Raw genomic sequence first — 21,630 nt, 5'->3', positions numbered from 1 at the left:
TGGATAAATCCCCAAGTCAGACCGCTTCGACGGATTCCACTTCGGGAACGTAGTGGCGGATGAGGTTCTCGATGCCGCGCTTCAGCGTGATCGTCGACGAAGGGCAGCCGGAGCAGGCACCCTGCATCCCCAGGTAAAGCCGGCCGTCCCTGTAGCCGCGATAGACGATATCGCCGCCATCCTGGGCTACCGCCGGGCGGACCCGCGTCTCGATCAGCTCCTTGATCTGATCGATGATGTCCGCGTCCGCAGGATCTTCCTCAACCGTCGGAACCTCCTCGACGAGGATGCCGGCGGCAGTGCCTTGGGCGAACAGCGGAGCGCCGCTCACGAAATGGTCGAGCAAGGTTTCGAGCACGACCGGCTCCAGGTCGCCCCACGAAATACCTGGTGCTGCGGTCACGGAAATGAAGTCGCGGCCGAAGAATACGCCCTCGACCATTCCGTTCGCGAACAGGCCCGACGCCAGCGGCGAGGCCTCCGCGCTTTCGACGTCGGGGAAATCCCGCGTCCCGCCTTCCATGACCGTCTGGCCAGGAAGGAACTTGCGCGACGCTGGGTTCGGAGTTTGCTCGGTGCGGATCAGCATGCGCGCCATGTGGTCTTCAGGCCCTGCCCGATCAACCCCCGAACGGCGGTGCTCCGGCGATGATCCACCGAGTAATGCCGATCGCGGCCGCAAGACAGAGCAGCGCGGCCCACCATTTGCCCGGACGCATCGGTTCGACGCCCGGCTCAACCTCTCCTCGTCCCGTAAGCATTGGCCCGATCAGGCGCTTCCCCGAAGTCGATAATAGAGGATCGCCGCGACATGCAGCCCGATGAGGGCCAACAGCACATTGAACAGCTCTTCGTGCAGCTCGGTCGCAGCGTCGGAAGTGCCCACGCTGACAAGGTTCACAAGCGGGCCCTGCATCAACCCGTCCTCGTCGCTCGCAATCAGCCCCAGCACGGTCTGCCCCGACACGAGCCCAAGCAAAGCGATGACGCTAAGCGCGCCCAACGGGTTGTGGCCGAGCCCGCGCCATTGGCCGCGCAGGTAGCCGAATACGGCGCGCGGACCGCGGACGAAGTTGGCGAACCGCGCGGTTGAGCTTCCGAAAAAGCCCCAGAGCAAGCGGAAGATCAGCAGGCTCAGGACCGCCATTCCCGACCAGATGTGAAGGTCGTCGTAATGATATTCCGCCGACCACCAGCTGAATGCGATCAGCCCGACCAGTAACCAGTGGAAAAGGCGGGTCGGGAGATCCCAGATCGGCAGCTTCATCGATCCCCCGCCTTTTAGTGGTGCATGTCCGAACGATATTTGTCGTGACATGCCTTGCAGGTCTTGCCGAGGTCAGCGAAGCCCGCCTTGATCTGGCTCAAGTCGCCACTTCGGGCCACAGCGTCGAACGTCTGGGCCGCCCTTCCGAATTCGCGATCCTTAGCGACGAAGTCTGGATAGTTCTGCCAGATCTCCGGCTTCGCCCCGGTCTTGCCGAGTTCCGGACCAGTGCCTTGCGGGAACCAGTTGGGCGACTTCGCCGCAAGCTCAGCTATCGTGGCGGCGGCCTTTTGGATCTCGGCCATATCCGGCGAGGAGGAGTCGAGTGCTCGTTTGATCGTCTTGGTGGACTTGCCGATCTGCTCCATTCCCTCATGCCGCTCGTGCATGACTTTCATCGCCTCTTCCTTGGTCGCGGGGGCAGGCGCAGGCGTGGCGGCGCTTTCAGTCGCCTCGACCGAATTGGCACTGTTTTCGGCAACCTCATTATTCGTCGAAGTCGCATTCTGCCCGCACGCAACGAGCGAAACACTTGCAAGGGCAGTCAACACGGCAATGCGCATGCGATCTCCTATTTCTGTTCTGGCGCCTTCCAGCTGTCGTCCAGCATCTTGATGATCCCGGAGAAGTCTTTCGACCCCCCGCCTAGAGTCACGAAGCGCTGATACAGTTCCTCAGCTTCCGAGCCGATCGGCGTGTAGGCACCCGCGTGCTGGGCGGCGTCCATCGCGAGCTTGAGGTCCTTGAGCATGAGGGCGGCCGCGAAGCCGCCTTCGTAGTCGTGGTCAGCCGGCGTATCGGGACCGACGCCCGGGACAGGCGTGTAGGTGGTCATTGACCAGCTCTGCCCCGAAGCCTTGGAGGCGATGTCGAAGAAGACTGCCGGGTCGAGCCCGAGCTTCTGCGCCATGACGAACGCCTCGCAGGTGACGATCATCGTCGCGCCGAGGATCATGTTGTTGCAGATCTTCGCCGCCTGCCCTGCGCCCGGCCCGCCAGCGTGGATCACGGCCTTGGCCATCGGCTCGATGATCGGCTGCGCTTTCGCAAAGGCTTCGTCCGAACCGCCGACCATGAAGGCGAGATTGCCAGATGCAGCGGCCGCAATGCCACCCGAGACCGGTGCATCGACCATCGTATAGCCCTGCGCGGCAGCTTCTTCTTCGATCGAACGTGCAGAGGCGACGTCGATGGTCGAGCAATCGATCAGGAGAGCGCTCGTTGGCGCCTTCCCAAGAACCTGGCTGCGGTAGACATCGAGCACGTGCTTCGCAGCGGGTAGCATGGTGACGACGACATCCGCGTCGGCGACAGCTTCCTCGGTCGAACCGGCACGACTGCAGCCCTGTTCGACCGCCCGCGCGAGCGCTTCCTCGCTAAGGTCGAACGCGCGAACCTCATGTCCCGCCTTCGCAAGGTTCGGCGCCATTCCGCCGCCCATGTGGCCGAGCCCGATGAATGCGATCTTCGCCATGCTCAGCGCCCTTTCCAATTACCGGGCCGCTTCTCGACGAAGGCGGTCATGCCTTCCTTCTGGTCCTCGGTTCCGAACAGGCCGTGGAAAAGGCGGCGCTCGAAGCGGATGCCCTGGTTCAGCGGCATCTCGAACGCGGCGTTGACCATTTCCTTGTTCGCGATTGCCGCGAGCGGCGCCATTCCGGCGATCGCGTCGGCGGTTTTCATGACTTCGGCGAGGAAATCGGCGGCAGGAACCACGCGGGCGACGAGGCCTGAGCGCTCCGCTTCGGCGGCGTCCATCATCCGGCCAGTCAAGCACATCTCCATTGCCTTGGCCTTGCCGACTGCATGCGCCAGCCGCTGCGACCCGCCCATACCCGGCGTCACGCCGAGCTTTATCTCTGGCTGGCCGAACTTCGCGGTGTCGGCAGCGATGATGAAGTCGGCCATCATCGCGACTTCGCAGCCACCGCCGAGCGCATAGCCCGCGACCGCCGCGATCCACGGCTTGCGGGTGGAGGTGACCTGCTCCCAGCCGCCGAAGAAGTTGGCCGAATACATGTCGGCAAAGCCCTGCGACTGCATTTCCTTGATGTCGGCGCCGGCGGCGAAGGCTTTCTCAGAACCCGTCAGTACCAGGCAATGCTGGCTGTTGTCGGCGTCATAGGCCGCGAAGACCTCGATCAGCTCCTTGAGCACTTCGCTGTTGAGAGCGTTGAGGGCCTGCGGCCGGTTCAGCGTGACGAGCGTCACAGCGCCGCGCTTATCGACGAGGATGGTGTTGTAGTCGGTCATTCTCCGGTCTCCGGAAATGGGATCCACGCTTCGCGGTCGGGAAGCGGCGCGAACAGGACGTCGAGCATCTCGCCGTCGACCTGTTCCGGCGTCGGCGGGTCCCACTGGGGGCTGTTGTCCTTGTCGATCAGCAATGCGCGGACGCCCTCGCGGAAGTCATGAGTGCGGACGATCCGGCCCGCTAGCGCATATTCGGCGCGCATCTCCTCCGCGAAGCTCGAGCGGACCGCGCCCTCGGCAAGAAGCCGCATCGAGACCTTGCACGACAGCGGGCTCTTGGACTGCAGGGTTGCAAGTTCGGTTTTCGCCCAGTCACTTTCGTCGGCGTCCAGAGCGGCGAGCACATCTTCCAGCTTGTCCGAGGCGAACAAGCGAGTGATCGCCGCAAGGTTTGCCTCGATCTTTGCTTCGGGCGGGGTGGCGGAAACGGAGCCCAGCGTGCCCTTCAAACGAGTGGGGGCTTTCAGGATGCGATCGTGCAATTCCTCCAGCGACGACTGCTCGACGTAATTGGTGGCAAGGCCAAGGTAGAGGCACTCGCTAGCATCGAGCCGGGCACCGGTCAGCGCCATGAACTGGCCGACGCGTCCGGGCAGCCGCGACAGATACCAGCCGCCACCGACGTCCGGGAAAAGGCCAATGCCGGTTTCGGGCATTGCGAGACGCGTCGCCTCGGTCGCGATACGATATTCGCACGGCAGAGAAATCCCGACGCCGCCCCCATGGTGATGCCGTCCATGATCGCAACGGTCGGCTTCGGGAAAGTGAACAGCAGGTGGTTGAGGCGATACTCGCTGAAGAAGAAGTGCTTGGCGTCGCTCGCATCGCTCGCGCCGCTCCGCGCCAGCATGACCACATCGCCACCGGCGCAGAAGCCGCGGCCCTCGGCATGATCGATGACGACGACCTGGATCGACGGGTCCTCGCGCCACGCGAGCAGGACTTCGCTCATGGCGTCGCACATTTCGCGCGTCAGCGCGTGAATCGCCTTTGGACGGTTCAGTCGAATCCGGCCAACATTGCGATCGGTTGAGAACAGGACGTCGTCGGTCACTGGCGGAGCATGTCCCGGCTGACGATGACCCGCATGACCTGATTCGTGCCCTCGAGGATCGAGTGGACGCGAAGGTCGCGCCAGAAGCGCTCGATCGGATAGTCCATCAAATAGCCGTAGCCGCCATGGAGTTGCAGTGCGCGGTCGACAACGGAAGAGCCAGTGTCGGTTGCAAGGCGCTTGGCCATGGCCGCAAAGCGCGTCTTGTCCGCAGCGTTCGCGGTGACCTTGGCGGCCGCTACGTAAAGCAGGTAGCGAGCCGCCTGCAACTCGGTCTCCATGTCGGCGAGCGTGAACTGCGTCGCCTGGAAATCGGCAATCGCCTGCCCGAACTGCTTGCGATCCTTCGTATAGGCGACGGCCTCGTCAAGGCAGCGCTGCGCACCGCCCAATGAACAGGCGCCGATGTTCAGCCGCCCGCCGTCGAGTCCCATCATGGCGATGCGGAAGCCCTCGCCTTCGCCGCCCACGCGGTTGGCTACGGGGACACGGACCTCGTCGAAATTGACCTGCGCGGTCGGCTGAGAATGCCAGCCAAGCTTCTTTTCCTGAGCGCCGAAGCTGACGCCCTTCATGTCCTTGTCGATGACCAGTGCGGTAATGCCCTTTGGGCCATCGTCGCCCGTTCGCACCATGGTCACGTAAACCTCGTTCTCGCCACCGCCCGAGATAAACGCCTTGGAGCCGCTGACCACATAATGGTCGCCGTCGAGCACGGCCTTTGTCCTGAGCGCCGCCGCGTCGGAGCCGGACGAGGGCTCGGTCAGGCAGTAGCTGCCGATTTTCTCCATCGTGATCATCGAAGGCAGATATTTCTGCTTCACTTCGGGCGAACCGAAGCGGTCGATCATCCACGACGCCATGTTGTGGATGGAGATGAAGGCACTGGTCGACGGGCAGCCGTAAGCCATCGCCTCCATGATCAGCGCGGCTTCGAGCCGGCCAAGGCCGATGCCGCCGCTCTCCTCACTGACATAGATGGCGCCGAAGCCGAGCTCGGCCGCCTCGCGGATCGTATCGCGCGGGAAGATGTGCTTCTCGTCCCACTCGGCCGCGTTCGGAGTGATCGCGTCCGCAGTGAACTTGCGCGCCATCTCCTGAATCTGGAGCTGGTCCTCAGTAAGCTCGAATTGATGCATGGCGGCGGCCTGTAAGCTGAGGCACAGCGGTCAGCAAGACGCCAGCCATGGGACACCAAGGAACCGCGCACCCTTCGCGCGGTTGAATCCGTCGGAGTTCCGATCCGCGACGCTTCGCGCGTGACTCTTGGGGAAATCGTTTCAGCATGAGCCGGTCATGAGCGACGGTGCCAAGGCATTGAAAAGTGGCGCTGCGCAGCCTGTGCAGGAGCGCGCGAATGCCGCGACCGGTGGCTTCGATTTCGCGTCCATCCTTGCCGTGGCCGATGCATTGCCGATGCCGATCGCCTACCTCGATGAAGAGCAGCGCTATCGATTCATCAACAAGGCCTTTGCGGAATTCTTCGAGCGCCCTCGCTCGAGCATTCTCGGCCTGACGGCGAAGGAGCTCTTGGGGGACGAGGTTTACGCAATCCGCAAGCCGCTGTTCGACGCGGCCTATGCGGGCGAGCGGCAATGGTTCGCCGCCGACTTTCCGCACCCAACGCGTGGACCGCTGGCGGTCCAGGCCGAATACGTGCCGCAGATCGGGCCCGATGGACGCGCACGCTCGATCGTCGCGCTGGTGCTCGACGTCACCGAGCACCGAACTGCCGAGCGAGCGCTTCGGGAAAGCGAGGAGCGTTTTCGCCGGATCGCCAACCAGGCCCCGGTTTTGATGTGGGTAACACGGCTCGACCGGACGCGCGACTTCGTCAACGATGCTTACATGGCATTCGTCGGCGGAAGCCGTGAGGAGGCCTGCACGCTCGACTGGCGGACAAAGATTCATCCAGATGACCATGACCGGATCGTCGCAGAATCGATTGCCGGGGAAGCATCCCTCGAAACGTTCACGCTGGAGGGCCGCTACAAGCGCGGCGACGGCGAATGGCGATGGCTGAAGAGCACCTCTTCGCCGCGTTTTAACCCTGACGGCGAGCTGGCGGGCTTCATTGGAGCGGCCACCGACATCACTGTCGCGAAGGAAGCCGAGCTCGACCTCAAAAGACAGGTCGAACAGCGCACCGCCGAGCTAGCACGGCGCGAAGCTCAGTTCCGAGCGGTGTTCGAAGCCGCACTGGAAGTCATGGTTCTCCTAGAGCCCGACGGCACCGTCCTTGCCGTCAACAACCGGCGCGAGATCTGGCGGCACCCGAATCCCGACGATGCGATCGGGCAGAAGCTGTGGAATTCGCCGACCATGCAGGCCTATCCGCAACACATCCAGACAATGAAGAAAGGCATCGCGCAGGCTGCGAAAGGCCATATCTTCACCGCCGAGATCCGGATGGAGCGCGAGGGGCTGCCCACCGCGCACCTGGACGTCTCTGTGCAGCCGGTCCGCGACCAGGATGGAACCATCATCTACCTTCTCTTCGAAGCGCGCGACATCACGGAGCTGAAGGCGGCGCAGGAGCAGCTTCGCCAGAGCCAAAAGATGGAGGCTCTCGGCCAGCTCACGGGCGGCATCGCGCACGACTTCAACAACCTGCTGACGGTGGTCGTGGGCGGGCTGGACCTGATTTCGAAGCGGATCGAGGACGAGAAGCTTCGCAAATATGCAACCAACGCACTGACTGCCGCCGAGCGCGGCGCGCGGCTGACCGGCCAGCTCCTGGCGTTCAGCCGAGTGCAGCGGCTCGAAGTGCGCGCAACCAATATCGCTCCACTGATCGAGAACATGCGGCCTCTGCTGCGCAACGTCCTCGGCCCAGGCATCGAGAAGAACTTCGATCTGCACGAGAACCTTAAGCCGGTGCTCGCGGATCCCACGCAGGTCGAAGTCGCGGTATTGAATCTCGCCATCAACGCGCGCGATGCCATGCCCAACGGTGGCGTGTTGTCGTTCGTTTCTCGTCCCGTCGAGATCGCCAACGACCCGGGCCTCGAGGACGGCGAGTATATCGAGCTTTGCATTAGCGACACGGGCGTTGGAATGCCTGAAGACGTGCTCGATCGTGCGTTCGAGCCGTTCTTCACCACTAAGGAAGTCGGCAAGGGCACCGGCCTTGGACTGTCGATGGTGTACGGCATGGCTCGGCAGTCCGGCGGCGTCGCCCGGATCGAAAGCGAGCCAGGCAAGGGCACGACCGTCAGGATCTATTTCAGGGTCGCCGGTCGCGCGGCCGACCATTCTGGAGCGAGCGAGTCGGACGAGGCCACGGCTCACCGCGAGGTGGCAGCCGAGCGCATTCTCGTCATCGACGACGACCCGGACGTCCGGGCGTTCATCAGCGAATCCCTTGCCGAGGAAGGATACAGTGTTCGGGAAGCGGCCGACGGCAAATCGGGTCTGAGCGCCTTCGCGGCGGAGCCGCCGGATCTCGTCGTCCTCGACTTCATCATGCCCGGCCTGTCCGGAGCGGATGTCGCGAGCCGGATCCTGTCCAAGCAGCCACTACAGCCGATTCTGTTCGTCTCCGGTTACAGCGAAACGGACTCGATCAAGCGCATCGCACCCAATGCGCCGCTACTGACCAAGCCGTTCCGAGCCGAGGCTCTTTCCAAGGCGGTTCGGTCAGCGCTTCGAGCCTGACGGCACAAGCTCCGCATCGGAGCGTTTGACCTCCGATGTTCGATGCGCTTGTCGTCTTGCTGGCCGTGCAGGCGGCAACTCCTCCCTCCGCATCCAACGCGGCATTCAACCCGCGCGCAGTCGAGCTGTTCGAGCGCGACTGGGTCCTCAATCAGTGGGCGAAGCGTCGGTTCGACACGAACGGGGACGGGATCATCTCGGTCCAGGAGGCTCAGCCCGCCGCGCTCGAGTTCAAGGAAATCGCCGACGGTGACGGCGATGGCCGGGTGACACCCTATGAGTACGAGCGGGCGCGGGAGTTCATCATCGCCCGCTATTGACCGGATTAGCCGGCTAGCCTCTTAGCGCCGAGCCCGACAACCATCTGGTTCGCGCGCTCGTAGGACAAAGGCTTGCCGAAGAGGTAACCCTGGATCGTGTCGCAGCCGAGTTCACGCATGCGCTCGAAGTCTTCGGCAGTCTCCACACCTTCCGCGGTGACCGACATGCGGAAGCTTTTAGCCAGCTGAACGATCGACTTGATGATAGCGACGTTCTCAGGGCGCGAGCCCGCTTCGCGGACGAAGCTGCCGTCGATCTTGAGCTTGTGGAAGATCGCCTTGTTCAGATAGCCAATCGACGAATAGCCGGTGCCGAAATCGTCTAGCGCAATGCCGACGCCAAGGGCACGAAGGCGCTTCATCACGTCGAGCGTCGGGCCATTGTCGCCAAGGAATATGCCTTCGGTAACCTCTAGCTCGATCCGGTTGCCCGGGACTTTCCAACGCGACAGGGCCTCGCTGACAACGTTGGGCAGCGACGGCAATACGATCTGCTTAGGGCTGATGTTGAGCGCCAGGGTGATCGGGTCTGGCCACGTGGCGACGGCGCGGCACGCCTCGTCGATCACCCACTCGCCGATGGCGACCATCAGGCCAGTTTCCTCGGCGACCGGGATGAAGACGTTGGGCGGGACGAACCCGCGCTGCGGATGGTTCCAGCGGATGAGGGCCTCGAACCCGACGAGCTTTTGCGTCTTCGCGCTGACGAGCGGCTGAAACACGAGGTGAAATTGCTTCGCCGCAACCGCCTGGCGCAGATCGTTCTCGAGCCGGACGCGATCTTCCTGTTCCGACTGGAGCTCGGACGAGAAGTACCGCGCGACGCCGCGGCCGGAATCCTTTGCCTGGTAGAGGGCAAGATCGGCCTTGAGGATCAGGTCGTCGACCGTGGCGCCATCGATCGGGCCGAAGGCGCAGCCTATCGACACGCCGATCCGGATCTCGGTCTGGTCGATCATGTACGGCTCCTTGATCGCAACGATGATGCGATCGGCGAGCTGTTCGACCTTCTTGCGGCTCTGCGCGTCGACGATGACGATGGCGAACTCGTCGCCGCCCATGCGTCCGACATGACCGTCGGCGCCTACCTCGTCGACGAGTCGCTTGGCGACCGCGCGGAGCACGGCATCTCCCTTCGGGTGACCGAACGTGTCGTTGACCGGCTTGAAGCCGTCGAGATCGAGGAAGAGGATCGCGCAGGGGACGCTGGATGCCGTCGCGGCGCGGAGGCAATCGCCGAGCAGCTGGCGCACCCGGCCGCGGTTCGGAAGTCCGGAAAGCACATCCATGTTGGCGAGGTGGGTCAGCCGCTCCTGCGTCTGGCGCATCTCGGTGATGTCGCTGCCGACGCCGCGGAAGCCTTCGAAACGGCCGGCGGTATCGATAATCGGGTCGCCCGCGATCGAGATCCATCGCGGTCCGCGTGCTGTCTGAAGCTCCATGTCAAGCTGATTGAACGGCTGTTTCTCGAGCAGCTTGCGCCCGAGCTCCGCATTTCCGCCGAGCAGGGAAGGCATCGAATGGCCGAGCAAGGCGCTGGCCGGTCGGCCCAGCAGGGCCGTCATTCGCGAGCTGATGTAGGTGACGCGATTTTCCGCATCGACCTGCCACAGCCAGCCCACGCCGCGCTGTTCATACTCCTGCAGAAGCAGGCTCGCGCTCTCGCTCTGGGCGCTGAAATCGGCGTTCGTCCTCAACTGCTCGAACGCCCAGCGGGCGACGTTGAGGACGCCGAAGATGGAAACTCCCAACGTGAACAGGATCGATAGCATGTGCGGAAACGGCACCGTGTCCCGTCCCAGGAACAGGGCTCCGCAAAGGCCGGCCGTGAACGCCGACATCCACCCTATGGCGGAGCGCGGATGGACCACCAGGCCGAGCCCGGCGATGCCGAGACCCGCAGCGATCGACGCTGCGATGACCTGCGCTCCGGGCGGGATCGTCGTGAAGAAGTAGAGAGGGATCGACAACCAGATCGCAGCGCGAGCGAGCACTTCCCCCACCAACATCCAGTCGGGGATCTTCCGTCCCGATCGACCGACGTGGGTGATCGACTGGGTCTTCGCGATTTGCATCGCGGCGAGGTTTACGATGGCGACGGCGCCCAGCCAGGGGAGCAGTAGCACGGAGCTTACCTCATCCCACAAGGCAGCGATCATCATCACCGCGGCGACGATGTTCGCGGCCGCGAAAAAGGGTGCGAGCTGAGCCCGCGAGATCAGCTGGGCGTCCTTCAGCGGTGAACTCGCATTGTCGTCCTGCTCACTGGCAAGTCCAAGGGACTCGCCATCGGGCAGGCGCGCCGCAATCATCCGCTTGTAACGGTCGGGAGCTTCGTACATCAGCGCTCGCTAAATCTGGTCTCAGCGAGCGGTAGCTGAAGAGGGTTGAGACGCGGTTAAGAACCGACCTCAGTTCGTCAGATTTAGCTTGTCCAAATCACGCTGCGTAATCGGGTGATAAGAGGCCCGTGCGACCCTATAAATCCGCACCGCGATCGGGCGCCCCCACTGCCGATCCTCCGCAAGCGTTTCGATCAATGGTCTGACGAACCTGCGCCGTCCCTGAGTGGTCAGGAACCTCTCCAGCGCCGGCACCGCGGGATCGAAGCGATTGCGGATTGCAAGGTCGAGCCACGAGAACATGACCTCGTAATTGCCCACTTCATTCAGCTTCAGGCGCCGGTTCAGCTCTTCAAGGCGCGCAGTTGGCATCTTCCTTGGCAACTTGTTGAGAAAACGCATTTTTTCGGCGGTAGTCCAGCTGCCGAAAGCAGCCGGGACAGGGCCGCCTGATGCAAAGGCCTTAACCGCCTGATCGACTTCGGCGAACGCTGCCGGATCCGGGCGAACGACGTTCGACGGCAATCCTGGCTTGTAGACCCAATCGTCAAGCTGGAGCTTCTGCTCGAGTGCCTTGTCGCCGTTCACGAGATTCGCGCGCATGTCGGCCAGGAAGAGCGCCGAGGTCATCGGCTGGAAGGCGTGGCGATCGAAGTAGGAGCGCAGATAGGCATCCCATTTTTCGCGGCCGACAATTTTTTCCATCGTTCGAAGGAAAACCGCGCCCTTGTCGTAGATGATTCCGCTCGTTCCGCCGTCCGGCACCGCCTGCGCGGGCGGCAGATTCAGCCGGGTGATGGGAGCGTTGCGGCCTTCTTCGGCGAACGCTTTCTCGATTTCGTCGAAGCTGAGCGCTGCCTCCTGCCTTGCGCGACGCGGACCGTAGAGGGCCTCCATGATCCGGTTTTCGAAATAGGAGGTAACGCCTTCGTTGAGCCAGCTGTCCGCCCAGGTCGCATTCGTCACCAGATTGCCCGACCAGCTGTGCGCAAGTTCATGCGCAACAAGACTGACAAGGCTCTTGTCGCCGGCAATGAAGGTCGGAGTCAGGAATGTGAGCGTCGGATTTTCCATCCCGCCGTACGGGAAGGCCGGCGGAAGGACGAGCAGGTCGTAGCGTCCCCAGCGGTAAGGGCCGTAGAGCTTCTCGGCGGCCTCGACCATTTTCTCCGTGTCTTCGAGCTCCTTCGCTGCCCGGTCGAGCATGACCGGCTCGGTCCAGACGCCGGTCCGGGGGCCAAGCGACTTGAACGCCAGGTCCCCTACCCCGATCGCGATCATGTAGGGCGCGACGCTGTGGTCCATCCGATAGGAGAAAACGCTTTCTCCGCCCTGGGTGATTGGCTCAGCCGCTTTCGGTGCGCTCATCACCGCGGTCAGCCCGGCCGGGACGTGGATGGTCGCCTCCCAGGTCTGGCGGATTCCGGGTGAATCCTGCGTCGGAATCCAAGTCCGGTTCTCGATCGCCTGACCCTGGCTGAAGAGATAGGGCTTCTTCTTCCCCGCAGTCTGCTCAGGCGTCAGCCACTGGAGAGCTCCCGCGTCCGGAGCACTCTTGTACTTGATCACCAACCGCTTCGTGTCGGGTCCTAGCGTCACCGCCAGAGGCGACCCGAGCTTGGGATCGGCGGCGCCTACCTTCCATTGCAGCGGCTGGCCCGCGCCATCGGCGATGCTCTCGATCTCCAGGCCCTTGTCATCGAGGACGATTTCCTTGGCGTCGGGCTTGCGATCGATATCGAGCGTCGCAGTTCCGCCTATGCGCTTCGCTTCGAAGTCGACGTTAAGGTCGAGCGCGATGTGGTGAACCCGCGCTTCCAGCGGCCGCGCGTAGCTGGCCGTATCCTTGGCTTCCGGAGTCGTGAGGATCGGCGCGATCTGCGCTTCCTGCTGATTTTCCGCCGGCGCCGCGCTGTTGTCTTCGGACATCTGACAGCCGGCAAGCACGAGAGCGGCCGCGGCAACGGCCGTACGTAAGAACGTCATGAAGGATCCTTATTCGGCGGTGCTAACGTAGATCGAGCGTTTAGGTGCCGAGAAAAAGCGCTGCACCATCGGCTCGAAGAATTCGAGCGGCGCCGTATCGTAGGTCTCGTCGAAGGCCGTCTGGTCGTAGAGCTCGCAGAACCGGGCAGTGTCCTCAAAATGCGGATGCCCGCGGAACTGCTCGCGCATGTCGCGATCCATCCCGAGGTAGTGAAAGAAATAATAGCCTTGGAAGATGCCGTGGTGCTCGCACATCCAGTGCAGCTTTTCATCGGCGAAGGGCTTGATGATCGCGGCGGCGATGTCGGGATGATTGAGCGTTCCGAGCGTGTCGCCAATGTCGTGGAGGAGCGCCATCACGACGTAATCCTCGGATTCTCCTCCCCGGTGCGCGCGGGTCGCGGTCTGTAAGGAATGCTGCAGCCGGTCAATCGGGAAGCCGCCGTAGTCGCCGTCCAGCAGCTTGAGGTGGGTCAACACGCGCTCGGGAAGGCCCTTGGCGTAAGGAAAGAAATGGCTGCCGATCAACGCCCAATCCTCGGCCGTGCCCTCGTCCATGCTGCGAAACTTCGCGCGCGGTGCGTGTTCGTTCATCCGTGCCTCTCCCGTGGCGGAAACGGATTGCCCCTTCCCGCTGCTGCTCGCAATGGCCGATTTGCCTCTCTATATCTCAACCGGAGATGGCAACCGATAGCGCGGTATTGAAGCAGCAGCACGGGCTGGGAAGCGGGCGAGCGGGGGAGCAAAGCCTTCCGCCGACCGCTCGCCCGCGGCTCCGATCGCACGCGGGGTCGGTCTCGACCGTCCCTTCTTCGACGACAAGAACCGCGCATTCTGGCTGCTCCAGAGCGCCGGCTGGACCGGCTATTTCATCCTGCGTTCGCTCTCCGGTTTTTCCAACAGCATGGGCGCGATCTGGATCGTCCACACCGCGCTGCTCACCGCGACCGGCTATTCGCTGACCCTGCTGATGGCGTCGCTGTTCCGGCGGCTGATCGTCATGCGGCCGCTCTTCACCCTGGTCCTGTCGCTGGCCGTGGTAGTCCTGGCCTCGACCGTCTTCTCGATCATCGAGACTTGGAGCGTCGCCACCTTCCTCAAGCCGAACCTGGAGCTTGGCCCGCGCACCTATCTCAGTGCCATCCTGCTCAATTTCGCACTGCTCGCGGCCTGGGCCGCGCTCTATTACGGCATCAATTACTTCCTGCTGCTCGAAGGGGAGATCAAGCAGCGCGAGCGGCTGGAAAGCCAGGCGTCGACGGCTCAGCTCGCGATGCTCCGCTACCAGCTCAATCCGCACTTCCTGTTCAACACGCTCAACTCGATCTCGACCCTGGTGCTTCTGAAGCAGACGGAACGGGCCAATGCGATGCTGGCGCGGCTGTCATCCTTCCTTCGCTACACGCTCGCCAACGAGCCGACGGCCAAGGTGACGCTGGCGCAGGAGGTTGAAACCCTGAAGCTCTATCTCGAAATTGAGAAGATGCGCTTCGAAGACCGGCTACGGCCGCACTTCAAGATCGAGTCCGAGACGATCGGCGCGAGGCTGCCGTCGCTGCTGCTGCAGCCCTTGATCGAGAATGCGATCAAATATGCGGTCACGCCGAGCGAGGATGGCGCGGACATCTGGATCACCGCGCATCGCGAGGGGCAGGCTGTGCGCATCGAAGTGGCCGATAATGGAACCGGCGAAGGCTCCGAACTTTCTGCAAGTCCTTCCACCGGAGTCGGACTGGCGAACATTCGGGACCGTTTGACGCAAGCCTACGGCCCGGCCCATGGCTTTACGACGAGAGAGAACGACAAGGGGGCTTCAGCGTTATCATCGAAATTCCCTACGAAACCGGAGACAAGGACACATGACCATCCGCACCGTGCTCGTCGACGACGAGCCGCTTGCGACTCAGGGGCTTCAGTTGCGCCTTGAGGCGCACGACGACGTCGAGGTGGTGGCTACCGCCGCCAACGGGCGTGAGGCCATCCGGGCGATCAAGACCCACAAGCCCGACCTCGTCTTCCTTGACATCCAGATGCCCGGTTTCGACGGCTTTTCCGTGATCCAGGGCCTGATGGACGTGGAGCCGCCTCTATTCGTATTCGTGACGGCCTATGGCGACCACGCGCTCCGCGCATTCGAGGCGCAGGCGGTCGATTACCTGATGAAGCCGGTCGAGGAAGACAGGCTGGCGGCCACTCTTGACCGTGTGCGTCAGCGTCTTTCCGAAAAGCGCAGCGCCGGCGAAGCCGAGCGGCTGAAAGAGGCGCTTGCAGAGCATGCGCCGGAAGCCGCCGAAGAGCTGGCGGATGCAGCGCCCGAAGGCCCCGCACCCGATCGCTTCGAGAAGATGATCAACATCAAGGACCAGGGCCAGATCTTCCGCGTCGACGTGGACACGATCGAGCGGATCGATGCCGCAGGTGACTACATGTGCATCCAGACCGGCGACAACACCTTGATCCTGCGCGAGACGATGAAGGACCTAGAGAAGCGCCTTGATCCGCGCCGCTTCCAGCGCGTCCACCGCTCGACGATCGTCAATCTCGATCTCGTCCGGCAGGTGAAGCCGCACACCAACGGCGAATGCTTCCTCGTGCTGGATTCCGGTGCTCAAGTGAAGGTGAGCCGGTCGTACCGCGACGTCGTCGCGCGCTTCGTCCACTAGGCTGAGGGCATAAAAAAGGGGCGCCCCGTTAGGAGCGCCCCTTTCAAGCCGCCTGCGTGCGAGCGGCCTGAATGAACTTAGTTGGCGCTGTTGCCGTCAGCGTCCGCACCGTTGCGGGTCGCATCAGCAGCATTCTCGCCTTCCGCGCGAACCGTGTCGGCGGCGTTCTCGGCATTCGCCTGCATCGTGTCGGTGACGTTCTCGGCATTCGCCTCGATGGTGTCAGCAACGTTCTCAGCATTCGCCTCGATGTTGTCAGCGGCCTGCTCTTGCGGGCTCTGGTTGCACGCTGCGAGAGCAGCAGCGCCGAGGGCCACTGCGAAAGCGGTCGAAATCTTCTTCATCGCAAATTCCCTGTTGTGGTTGAGGACCCTTGGGTTAGCGCCAAGACCTCGGAGTGGGCAATACGCTTGGGCACGCTTTTCTGTTCCAGCACCGGAATATTTAGAGCCGGAGGCGCAGTGAAATCCATTTTGAAGCAGGATTCTTCATATAATGCAGCGATTTGAGGGAACATCGCTCGGCAAATCCGATGTCTTGCAGGCGACGCTCGCCCAGACAGTTTCGATGCAATTCCGGATCCCGGATGCTACTGGCGCGCCGTTCACATCGGTCGGAGCCGAACAGATGGCATCTAAATTCGAGCAGTTCGCAGAGCTTCACGTTCCCGGAAGTCCGGTAATCCTCTATAATATCTGGGACGTCGGCAGCGCCCATGCGGTCGTAAAGGCCGGAGCGAAGGCGCTCGCGACCGGGAGCCATCCCGTGGCCGACGCGCAGGGTTGGCTCGACGGGCAGCAGGTCCCGCTGGATTTCACGCTCGCCAATGCAAAGCGGATCGCTGACGCGGTCGACATCCCTCTCACCGTCGATTTCGAGGGCGCTTACTCAGACGATCCCGAGCAGGGCGGCGCGAACGTGGTTCAGCTGGCCGCCACTGGCGCGGTCGGCTGCAATTTCGAGGACCAGGTCATCGGCGGAGAAGGCCTCCACCCGCTGGACCTTCAGGTTCGCCGGATAGCCGCGATCCGCCGCGCCGTCGGCGATGCGTTCTTCATCAACGCGCGAACCGACGCCTTTCTCAAGACGCAGGATTACAGCGACGCCCTGGTCGACCAGGTAATCGAACGCGGCAAGGCCTTCGCCGACGCTGGAGCAAGCGGCTTCTTCGTCCCTCGCCTCGCCGATCCCGCACAGATCGAGCGCATCGTCCGTGAAGTGCCGCTTCCGCTGAACGTCATCGCCTTCCCTGGAGCGCCGCCCAAGTCGGTGTGGGCAGATGCCGGCGTCGCGCGAATCAGCCACGGCCCCTTCCCTCACCGCGCGCTCATGGCGAAGCTCGAGGAAATGGCCCGCGAGGCGATCGGCTAAGTTCGCGCAGGCTTCCGTGGTTTCTGTCGGACAGGTCCGGACTTGAGGACGTTCTTGCGGAAGATGTTCGACGCGACGCGCAGGAACAAGGCGACCCAGAGAAGTTGCCAGACGACCGCCATGACGTGCGGCCACAGGTCGGAGACTTCGCCGGCACGGGCGATCATTACGTAGGGAGATGAGAGCGGGAAGATCGCTGCGGCCAGCGCGCGACTGCTGTCCGGCGCGCCGACAGCGATCGATGCGAGGGCGAAGATGACGACCTGCGCCATGGTCACCGGCATCGACAGGGTCTGGACCTCGCGCGCGCTCGACGCGTGGGCGCCGATGCCGAGGAAGATCGCGCCGAGCAGCAAATAGCTCATGGCGAAATAGACCACGCCCAAAATGACGAACATCGGCCATCCCACCGCAGGCGGCGGCAACGCGCTGAGCCCGTTGGGGCAAAGGCCGCAACGGCGGCAGCGGCGACACCAGCCCAGATCGCGATCCCGGTGAGCGAAGCGGCGAGCATGGCGAGCAGCTTCCCGAGGAAGATTGCGTCTACCGGAACAGCGGCGGCCAGCACCTCAATCACCTTGTTCGACTTTTCCTCGATCAGCTGGGACAGCAGCATGCCCGCCAGCAGAATCGTCAGCAGGAAGAGCAGGGATTGCCCACCGCGCGCGGTAAGCGCCTGCGCTCCGGCGTTGGGGGCGCTCGGGGAAGGACTGGTAAGCAGGACCGGCAGATGGACAGCGTCTCCGGCGCCGGTCGATCGCCGTGCTTCCGCAATGAACAGCCGAATCTGCTTTGCAGTCCCGCTTTGCGCGCTGACCGATCCGACCAAGCGGGGATTGGCAAGGCCGCCGTCCAGGACTGCGATGAAGGCGGGCTTGCTGCTCCGAAGCACGTGTGCAGCCTGTTGAGGCTCGCTAGAGGGCTCGACGCGCTGCAGATTGATCATCGAGATCGCGCCGAACGTGTCCTGCAGCCGGTTACGCGCCTGGTCGATCTGCTGGAACTCCGCGGCCGGCGCAATGACGCCGACGGTCGGGCGCTCGGTTGCACTCATCGGAGCGGTTGCCGCACCGAACACGGCGATCATTAGGACAGGGAAGAAGGGTCCGAGCAGGAACAACAGGAAGGTTCGAGAAAGCACGGTCGCAGAGAAGTCGCGGCGGGCGATCACGAAGGCTGCGCGAAGGAGCTCCTTCATGGGGCGATCTCCTCGGGTTCGTCCATTGCCCGCGCGGCAGCCGCGCCGGCGATCGCCACGAACGCTTCGTGAAGGCCGGGCCGCTCGATGGCCAACGTCTCGATACCCGCGCCGCCATCGATCAGCGCCTTCAACAACGGCTCCGGACCCGTTTCAGGCAATTCGAAGATCCACTCGCCGCCTTCGTTCCGCGCATCGCTTGGGATCGCCGAGCGCCAGGGCCCGTTAGTTTCGCGCGTTCGCAGCCGAACGATCGGCCGGAGCTTCGCCCGGGCCTCGTCGACCCGGCCGTTGAAGGCGACCTTTCCGGCGGCGATGATCGCGATCTGCTCGCACAGCCGCTCGGCATGAGCGATGACGTGGGTCGAGAAGATGACCGTCACGCCGTCCGCAGCGCGGCCGCGGATCACGCGCTCCAGCTTTCCCTGGTTGAAAGGGTCTAGGCCGGAAAAGGGTTCGTCGAGGATGATCAGGCGTGGGTCGTGGACGAGGGTACCGAGCAACTGGACCGTTTGCGCCATTCCCTTCGACAGGTTGCGGATCGGCTTCTTCGCCCAGTCGCCGAGCCCGTTTTCTTCCAAAAGCTGATCGGCGCCGCGCCGCGCGGCAGACAGATGCATGCCCCGCAAAGCACCCATGAAAGCGATGCCTTCACGCGCATTCATCGAGGGGTAGAGGCCGCGCTCTTCCGGCAGGTATCCGATCTGGTGCGCCGCTTCGATCGGCCGCGTATGTCCGAGGACGCAGCGCTCGCCCGATGACGGCTCGATGATTCCGAGCAACATGCGGAGCGTGGTCGTCTTGCCCGCGCCATTCGGGCCGAGCAGTCCGAAGATCGAGCCTTTCGGGACCTCGAGGCTCAGGCCATCGACCGCGCGCTTCTCGGCGAAGTCTTTGACCAGGTTTCGGGCTTCGACGGCATATTCGCTGGTCCAGCTTTGCGGCGAGGCCTGTCGAAGCACTGGAATTCCTTACAGAAACCCGCATTTGCGAGCTATGGCGCGACCTGTGGATAGGAGCCAAACCCTTAAGGAGGCAATACGGGCCGAGGCCGAGCGCCTGGGCTTCGTTGCCTGCGGCTTCACGCGGGCGGATGCGGCCGATGCGGCCGGGCTCGCTATCCGGCGCTGGCTTGAGGCCGGGCATCACGGGACGATGGACTGGATGGAGGCTCGCGCCGACCATCGCGTGTCGCCGACGGCTCTGTGGGCGGGCGCGAAGTCGGCGATCGCACTTGGAATGAGCTACGCGCCCGCTTCGGACCCGATGGTGCTCGCCGACGAGGCGGAGCGCGGACGCATCTCGGTCTATGCCCAGGGCGGCGACTATCACAAGACGGTCAAGAAGGCGCTGAAGGCGTTGGCGCGGTTCATCGTCGGGCGCTCGCCGTCGGAACTGAAGGTGTTCGTCGACACGGCTCCAGTGATGGAAAAGCCCCTGGCCCAAGCGGCCGGAATCGGATGGCAGGGCAAGCACACCAACCTCGTTTCGCGCGAGCATGGCAGCTGGCTGTTCCTGGGCGTGATCCTGACGGAACTGGAGCTTGAGCCGGATGAGCCCGCGACCGATGGCGTCCACTGCGGCACCTGCACCCGCTGCCTTGATGCCTGTCCGACCCAAGCGATCGGGCCGAGCCATCGGATCGATGCGCGCAGGTGCATATCCTACCTGACGATCGAGCATGACGGGCCGATTCCAGTCGAACTCCGGGAAGCGATGGGGAACCATATCTACGGTTGCGACGACTGCCTGGCGGTTTGCCCGTGGAACCGGTTCGCCGAGGCGGCGGCAGCCAATAAGGCGTTCCTGCCTCGAGCAGAGCTCACCGCGCCCCAACTCGCGGACTTGCTCGGACTCGACGATGCAGCCTTTCGCGAGATGTTCGCGGGCTCGCCGATCAAGCGGATCGGCCGCAACCGGATGGTGCGCAATTGCCTGGTCGCCGCCGGAAACAGTGGATCAGCGGCACTCGCAGCAAGCGTCGAGCCGCACCTTTCCGATCCCGATCCAGTAATCGCCGAGGCAGCTAGCTGGGCGATGAGCCGGCTTCAGGAGCGGGTCAGCGAGGCGATGCAGGCAGGCTGAGACGTGTCGTTGCCGTTCTCAAGTCGCGTGTCGACATGCGTGACACGCTCGACTCCAGTCCCTTCGGTCGGTGGGTAGAGATAGGCATCGAGGATGCAGGAGCGTCCGCGAAACTGCAGCTTGAGGCCCGGTCCCTCGCGGACCTGAAGCGCGGGCTGGCCCATGCGCTGGATCAACTCGCCGGCCGACATGCCGATCAGGTTGCTCCTTGCCTGCGGAGTCTCCACGACCGGTGGCGGCTTCGCTGGCTCGGGCTGCGGCGCTCGTGCCATACACCCGGCGAGCGACAAGGCAGCGGCGACTAAGAGGATACGGCGCATCGCCTAGTCATGGCGGCGGTCGAGGTGCGAGGCAAGCTTGCCGCCCGCGCCCGGCGAAGCTAGGCGCGCGCTTTCCCCCGTAAATTCAACAGGTGCCCTTACATGACCGACTGCCGCCTCGACGTTCTGTGCATTGGTAATGCGATCGTCGACGTCATCGCCAACGCAACCGACGACTTCCTGGACGCCGAAGGGCTGGTGAAGGGCTCGATGCGCCTGATCGACGCCGAAGAGGCCGAGCGGCTCTACTCGCACATGGGGCCTGCGCACGAGGTAAGCGGCGGATCGGCCGGTAACACGGCTGCGGGGATCGCGGCGTTTGGCGGTCGCGCAGGCTTCATCGGCCAGGTCGCTCCGGACCAGCTTGGACAATTCTACCGGCACGACCTCACTGCCGCGGGCGTGGAGTTCATAACGCCTGCCTCCGACATCGGCATTCCGACTGCGCGGTCGATGATTCTCGTCACTCCGGATGGCCACCGGACGATGAACACGTTCCTGGGCGCTGCGCAGCATCTGCCGGCGAGCGCACTCGACGAGGAGCAGATCCGCTCGGCCAAGATCCTCTATCTTGAAGGCTATCTGTGGGACCCGGAAACGCCGCGCTATGCGATGGTCCGGGCGATCGAGGTCGCACGTGAAGCGGGCCGGAAGGTGGCGTTCACTCTGTCGGACACGTTCTGTGTCGATCGTCACCGCGACGGCTTCAACGAGCTGATCGACGGTGGCCGCATCGACATCCTCTTCGCCAACCAGGCCGAGATCGAGGCGCTCGCCGGAATCCCGCATCTCGAGAGCGCGGTTGCCGCGGTGAAGGACAAAGTCGAGACGCTCGTGGTCACCCGCAGCGAGGATGGCGCACTGGCGACCCGAGGCAGCGAGCGGGCCGACGTTCCCGCTGAGCCGATCGGCAAACTGGTCGACACGACCGGCGCAGGCGACCTGTTCGCGGCCGGCTTCCTGCTCGGCTCGGCACGCGGACGGAGCCTCGAAGAGTCGCTGCGTATGGGCGCGATCGCGGCCGCCGAGGTTATCCAGCACTATGGTGCTCGGCCCGAGGCGGACCTCAAGGCGCTGGCAGGCGATTTGGTCGAATAAGAAAAGGGCGGCCCCG

General features: G+C 63.5%; 21 protein-coding genes and 2 pseudogenes. 7 read left to right on the top strand and 16 right to left on the bottom strand.

Translation table 11 applies throughout. The annotated features are described in order from the left end of the window. Nucleotides 1–16 precede the first annotated feature (16 nt). The 8 genes and pseudogenes from H9L14_RS00870 to H9L14_RS00835 form a co-directional block, all read right to left on the bottom strand. Nucleotides 17–589, bottom strand: a complete 573-nt coding sequence (locus tag H9L14_RS00870) for a NifU family protein (protein ID WP_187708851.1) — start codon at nucleotides 587–589, stop codon at nucleotides 17–19. Between the two features lie 31 nt (nucleotides 590–620). Next, nucleotides 621–761, bottom strand: a complete 141-nt coding sequence (locus tag H9L14_RS00865) for a hypothetical protein (RefSeq protein ID WP_187708850.1) — start codon at nucleotides 759–761, stop codon at nucleotides 621–623. Between the two features lie 8 nt (nucleotides 762–769). After that, a complete protein-coding gene (locus tag H9L14_RS00860; protein ID WP_187708849.1) occupies nucleotides 770–1,267 on the bottom strand; it encodes a cytochrome b/b6 domain-containing protein in 498 nt (165 codons plus the stop codon). Nucleotides 1,268–1,281: 14 nt separating this feature from the next. Beyond that, nucleotides 1,282–1,830, bottom strand: coding sequence for a c-type cytochrome (locus H9L14_RS00855; RefSeq protein WP_187708848.1), 549 nt, complete (start codon nucleotides 1,828–1,830; stop codon nucleotides 1,282–1,284). Between the two features lie 8 nt (nucleotides 1,831–1,838). After that, complete coding sequence (gene mmsB / locus H9L14_RS00850) at nucleotides 1,839–2,741, bottom strand: 3-hydroxyisobutyrate dehydrogenase (RefSeq protein ID WP_187708847.1); 903 nt, start codon at nucleotides 2,739–2,741, stop codon at nucleotides 1,839–1,841. A 2-nt stretch (nucleotides 2,742–2,743) separates the two neighbouring features. Further along, the gene (locus H9L14_RS00845) at nucleotides 2,744–3,520 is read right to left on the bottom strand and encodes an enoyl-CoA hydratase (protein ID WP_187708846.1); all 777 of its coding nucleotides are present in this window, start codon (nucleotides 3,518–3,520) and stop codon (nucleotides 2,744–2,746) included. After that, a pseudogene (locus H9L14_RS00840) lies at nucleotides 3,517–4,574 on the bottom strand (enoyl-CoA hydratase/isomerase family protein). The gene H9L14_RS00845 and the pseudogene H9L14_RS00840 overlap by 4 nt, the downstream one beginning before the upstream one ends. Then, a complete protein-coding gene (locus tag H9L14_RS00835) occupies nucleotides 4,571–5,713 on the bottom strand; it encodes an acyl-CoA dehydrogenase family protein (protein WP_187708845.1) in 1,143 nt (380 codons plus the stop codon). Before H9L14_RS00835 ends, H9L14_RS00840 begins: the two are co-directional and overlap by 4 nt. 157 nt (nucleotides 5,714–5,870) lie before the next feature. On the opposite strand from H9L14_RS00835, the gene H9L14_RS00830 reads away from it, so the two are divergent. Together H9L14_RS00830 and H9L14_RS00825 are read left to right on the top strand one after the other, a co-directional pair. After that, nucleotides 5,871–8,231 (top strand): PAS domain-containing protein, encoded by a 2,361-nt coding sequence (locus H9L14_RS00830; RefSeq protein WP_187708844.1) that lies wholly within the window; start codon nucleotides 5,871–5,873, stop codon nucleotides 8,229–8,231. A gap of 35 nt (nucleotides 8,232–8,266) precedes the next feature. Continuing rightward, nucleotides 8,267–8,551, top strand: coding sequence for an EF-hand domain-containing protein (locus H9L14_RS00825; protein WP_187708843.1), 285 nt, complete (start codon nucleotides 8,267–8,269; stop codon nucleotides 8,549–8,551). 5 nt (nucleotides 8,552–8,556) lie between these two features. Here the strand turns inward: H9L14_RS00825 and H9L14_RS00820 are convergent, their stop codons facing one another. From H9L14_RS00820 to H9L14_RS00810, 3 genes are all read right to left on the bottom strand, one after another. Continuing rightward, nucleotides 8,557–10,893, bottom strand: a complete 2,337-nt coding sequence (locus tag H9L14_RS00820; RefSeq protein WP_187708842.1) for a putative bifunctional diguanylate cyclase/phosphodiesterase — start codon at nucleotides 10,891–10,893, stop codon at nucleotides 8,557–8,559. 69 nt (nucleotides 10,894–10,962) lie between these two features. Beyond that, a complete protein-coding gene (locus tag H9L14_RS00815) occupies nucleotides 10,963–12,822 on the bottom strand; it encodes a M1 family metallopeptidase (protein ID WP_246444300.1) in 1,860 nt (619 codons plus the stop codon). 66 nt (nucleotides 12,823–12,888) lie between these two features. After that, nucleotides 12,889–13,473, bottom strand: coding sequence for an HD domain-containing protein (locus H9L14_RS00810; RefSeq protein ID WP_187708840.1), 585 nt, complete (start codon nucleotides 13,471–13,473; stop codon nucleotides 12,889–12,891). Nucleotides 13,474–13,657: 184 nt separating this feature from the next. Between H9L14_RS00810 and H9L14_RS00805 the strand changes: the two are divergent. Together H9L14_RS00805 and H9L14_RS00800 are read left to right on the top strand one after the other, a co-directional pair. Next, a pseudogene (locus H9L14_RS00805) lies at nucleotides 13,658–14,742 on the top strand (sensor histidine kinase). Next, a complete protein-coding gene (locus tag H9L14_RS00800; RefSeq protein ID WP_187708839.1) occupies nucleotides 14,739–15,542 on the top strand; it encodes a LytR/AlgR family response regulator transcription factor in 804 nt (267 codons plus the stop codon). Before H9L14_RS00805 ends, H9L14_RS00800 begins: the two are co-directional and overlap by 4 nt. Before the next feature lie 77 nt (nucleotides 15,543–15,619). Here the strand turns inward: H9L14_RS00800 and H9L14_RS00795 are convergent, their stop codons facing one another. Continuing rightward, the gene (locus tag H9L14_RS00795) at nucleotides 15,620–15,886 is read right to left on the bottom strand and encodes an SPFH domain-containing protein (protein WP_187708838.1); all 267 of its coding nucleotides are present in this window, start codon (nucleotides 15,884–15,886) and stop codon (nucleotides 15,620–15,622) included. Nucleotides 15,887–16,037: 151 nt separating this feature from the next. On the opposite strand from H9L14_RS00795, the gene H9L14_RS00790 reads away from it, so the two are divergent. Beyond that, nucleotides 16,038–16,913: an isocitrate lyase/PEP mutase family protein gene (locus H9L14_RS00790; RefSeq protein WP_246444299.1), complete on the top strand. Its 876-nt coding sequence runs from the start codon at nucleotides 16,038–16,040 to the stop codon at nucleotides 16,911–16,913. Here H9L14_RS00790 and H9L14_RS15335 read toward each other — a convergent pair. Genes H9L14_RS15335 through H9L14_RS00780 form a run of 3 tightly spaced genes read right to left on the bottom strand, consistent with a single transcriptional unit; the run spans nucleotide 16,910 to nucleotide 19,073 of the window. Beyond that, nucleotides 16,910–17,311 carry an ABC transporter permease family protein gene (locus H9L14_RS15335; protein WP_246444298.1) on the bottom strand — a complete coding sequence of 134 codons (402 nt, stop codon included), beginning with the start codon at nucleotides 17,309–17,311 and terminating at the stop codon, nucleotides 16,910–16,912. The genes H9L14_RS00790 and H9L14_RS15335 overlap by 4 nt on opposite strands. Beyond that, nucleotides 17,275–18,111 carry an ABC transporter permease gene (locus H9L14_RS00785; RefSeq protein ID WP_246444297.1) on the bottom strand — a complete coding sequence of 279 codons (837 nt, stop codon included), beginning with the start codon at nucleotides 18,109–18,111 and terminating at the stop codon, nucleotides 17,275–17,277. Before H9L14_RS00785 ends, H9L14_RS15335 begins: the two co-directional genes overlap by 37 nt. Then, nucleotides 18,108–19,073, bottom strand: coding sequence for an ABC transporter ATP-binding protein (locus H9L14_RS00780; protein WP_187708837.1), 966 nt, complete (start codon nucleotides 19,071–19,073; stop codon nucleotides 18,108–18,110). The genes H9L14_RS00785 and H9L14_RS00780 overlap by 4 nt, the downstream gene beginning before the upstream one ends. A 34-nt stretch (nucleotides 19,074–19,107) precedes the next feature. Between H9L14_RS00780 and queG the strand changes: the two genes are divergently transcribed. Further along, nucleotides 19,108–20,196, top strand: coding sequence for a tRNA epoxyqueuosine(34) reductase QueG (queG, locus tag H9L14_RS00775; RefSeq protein ID WP_187708836.1), 1,089 nt, complete (start codon nucleotides 19,108–19,110; stop codon nucleotides 20,194–20,196). On the opposite strand, the gene H9L14_RS00770 is transcribed toward queG, so the two are convergent. Continuing rightward, nucleotides 20,160–20,516: a hypothetical protein gene (locus H9L14_RS00770; RefSeq protein WP_187708835.1), complete on the bottom strand. Its 357-nt coding sequence runs from the start codon at nucleotides 20,514–20,516 to the stop codon at nucleotides 20,160–20,162. The genes queG and H9L14_RS00770 overlap by 37 nt on opposite strands. Before the next feature lie 102 nt (nucleotides 20,517–20,618). On the opposite strand from H9L14_RS00770, the gene H9L14_RS00765 reads away from it, so the two are divergent. After that, on the top strand, nucleotides 20,619–21,614 hold the full coding sequence (locus tag H9L14_RS00765) for an adenosine kinase (protein WP_187708834.1): 996 nt from the start codon (nucleotides 20,619–20,621) through the stop codon (nucleotides 21,612–21,614). Nucleotides 21,615–21,630 lie beyond the last annotated feature (16 nt).

The organism is Sphingomonas sediminicola (assembly GCF_014489515.1).
Taxonomy (GTDB): Bacteria; Pseudomonadota; Alphaproteobacteria; order Sphingomonadales; family Sphingomonadaceae; genus Sphingomicrobium; species Sphingomicrobium sediminicola.
This window is presented reverse-complemented; position numbering and strand designations above follow the sequence as displayed.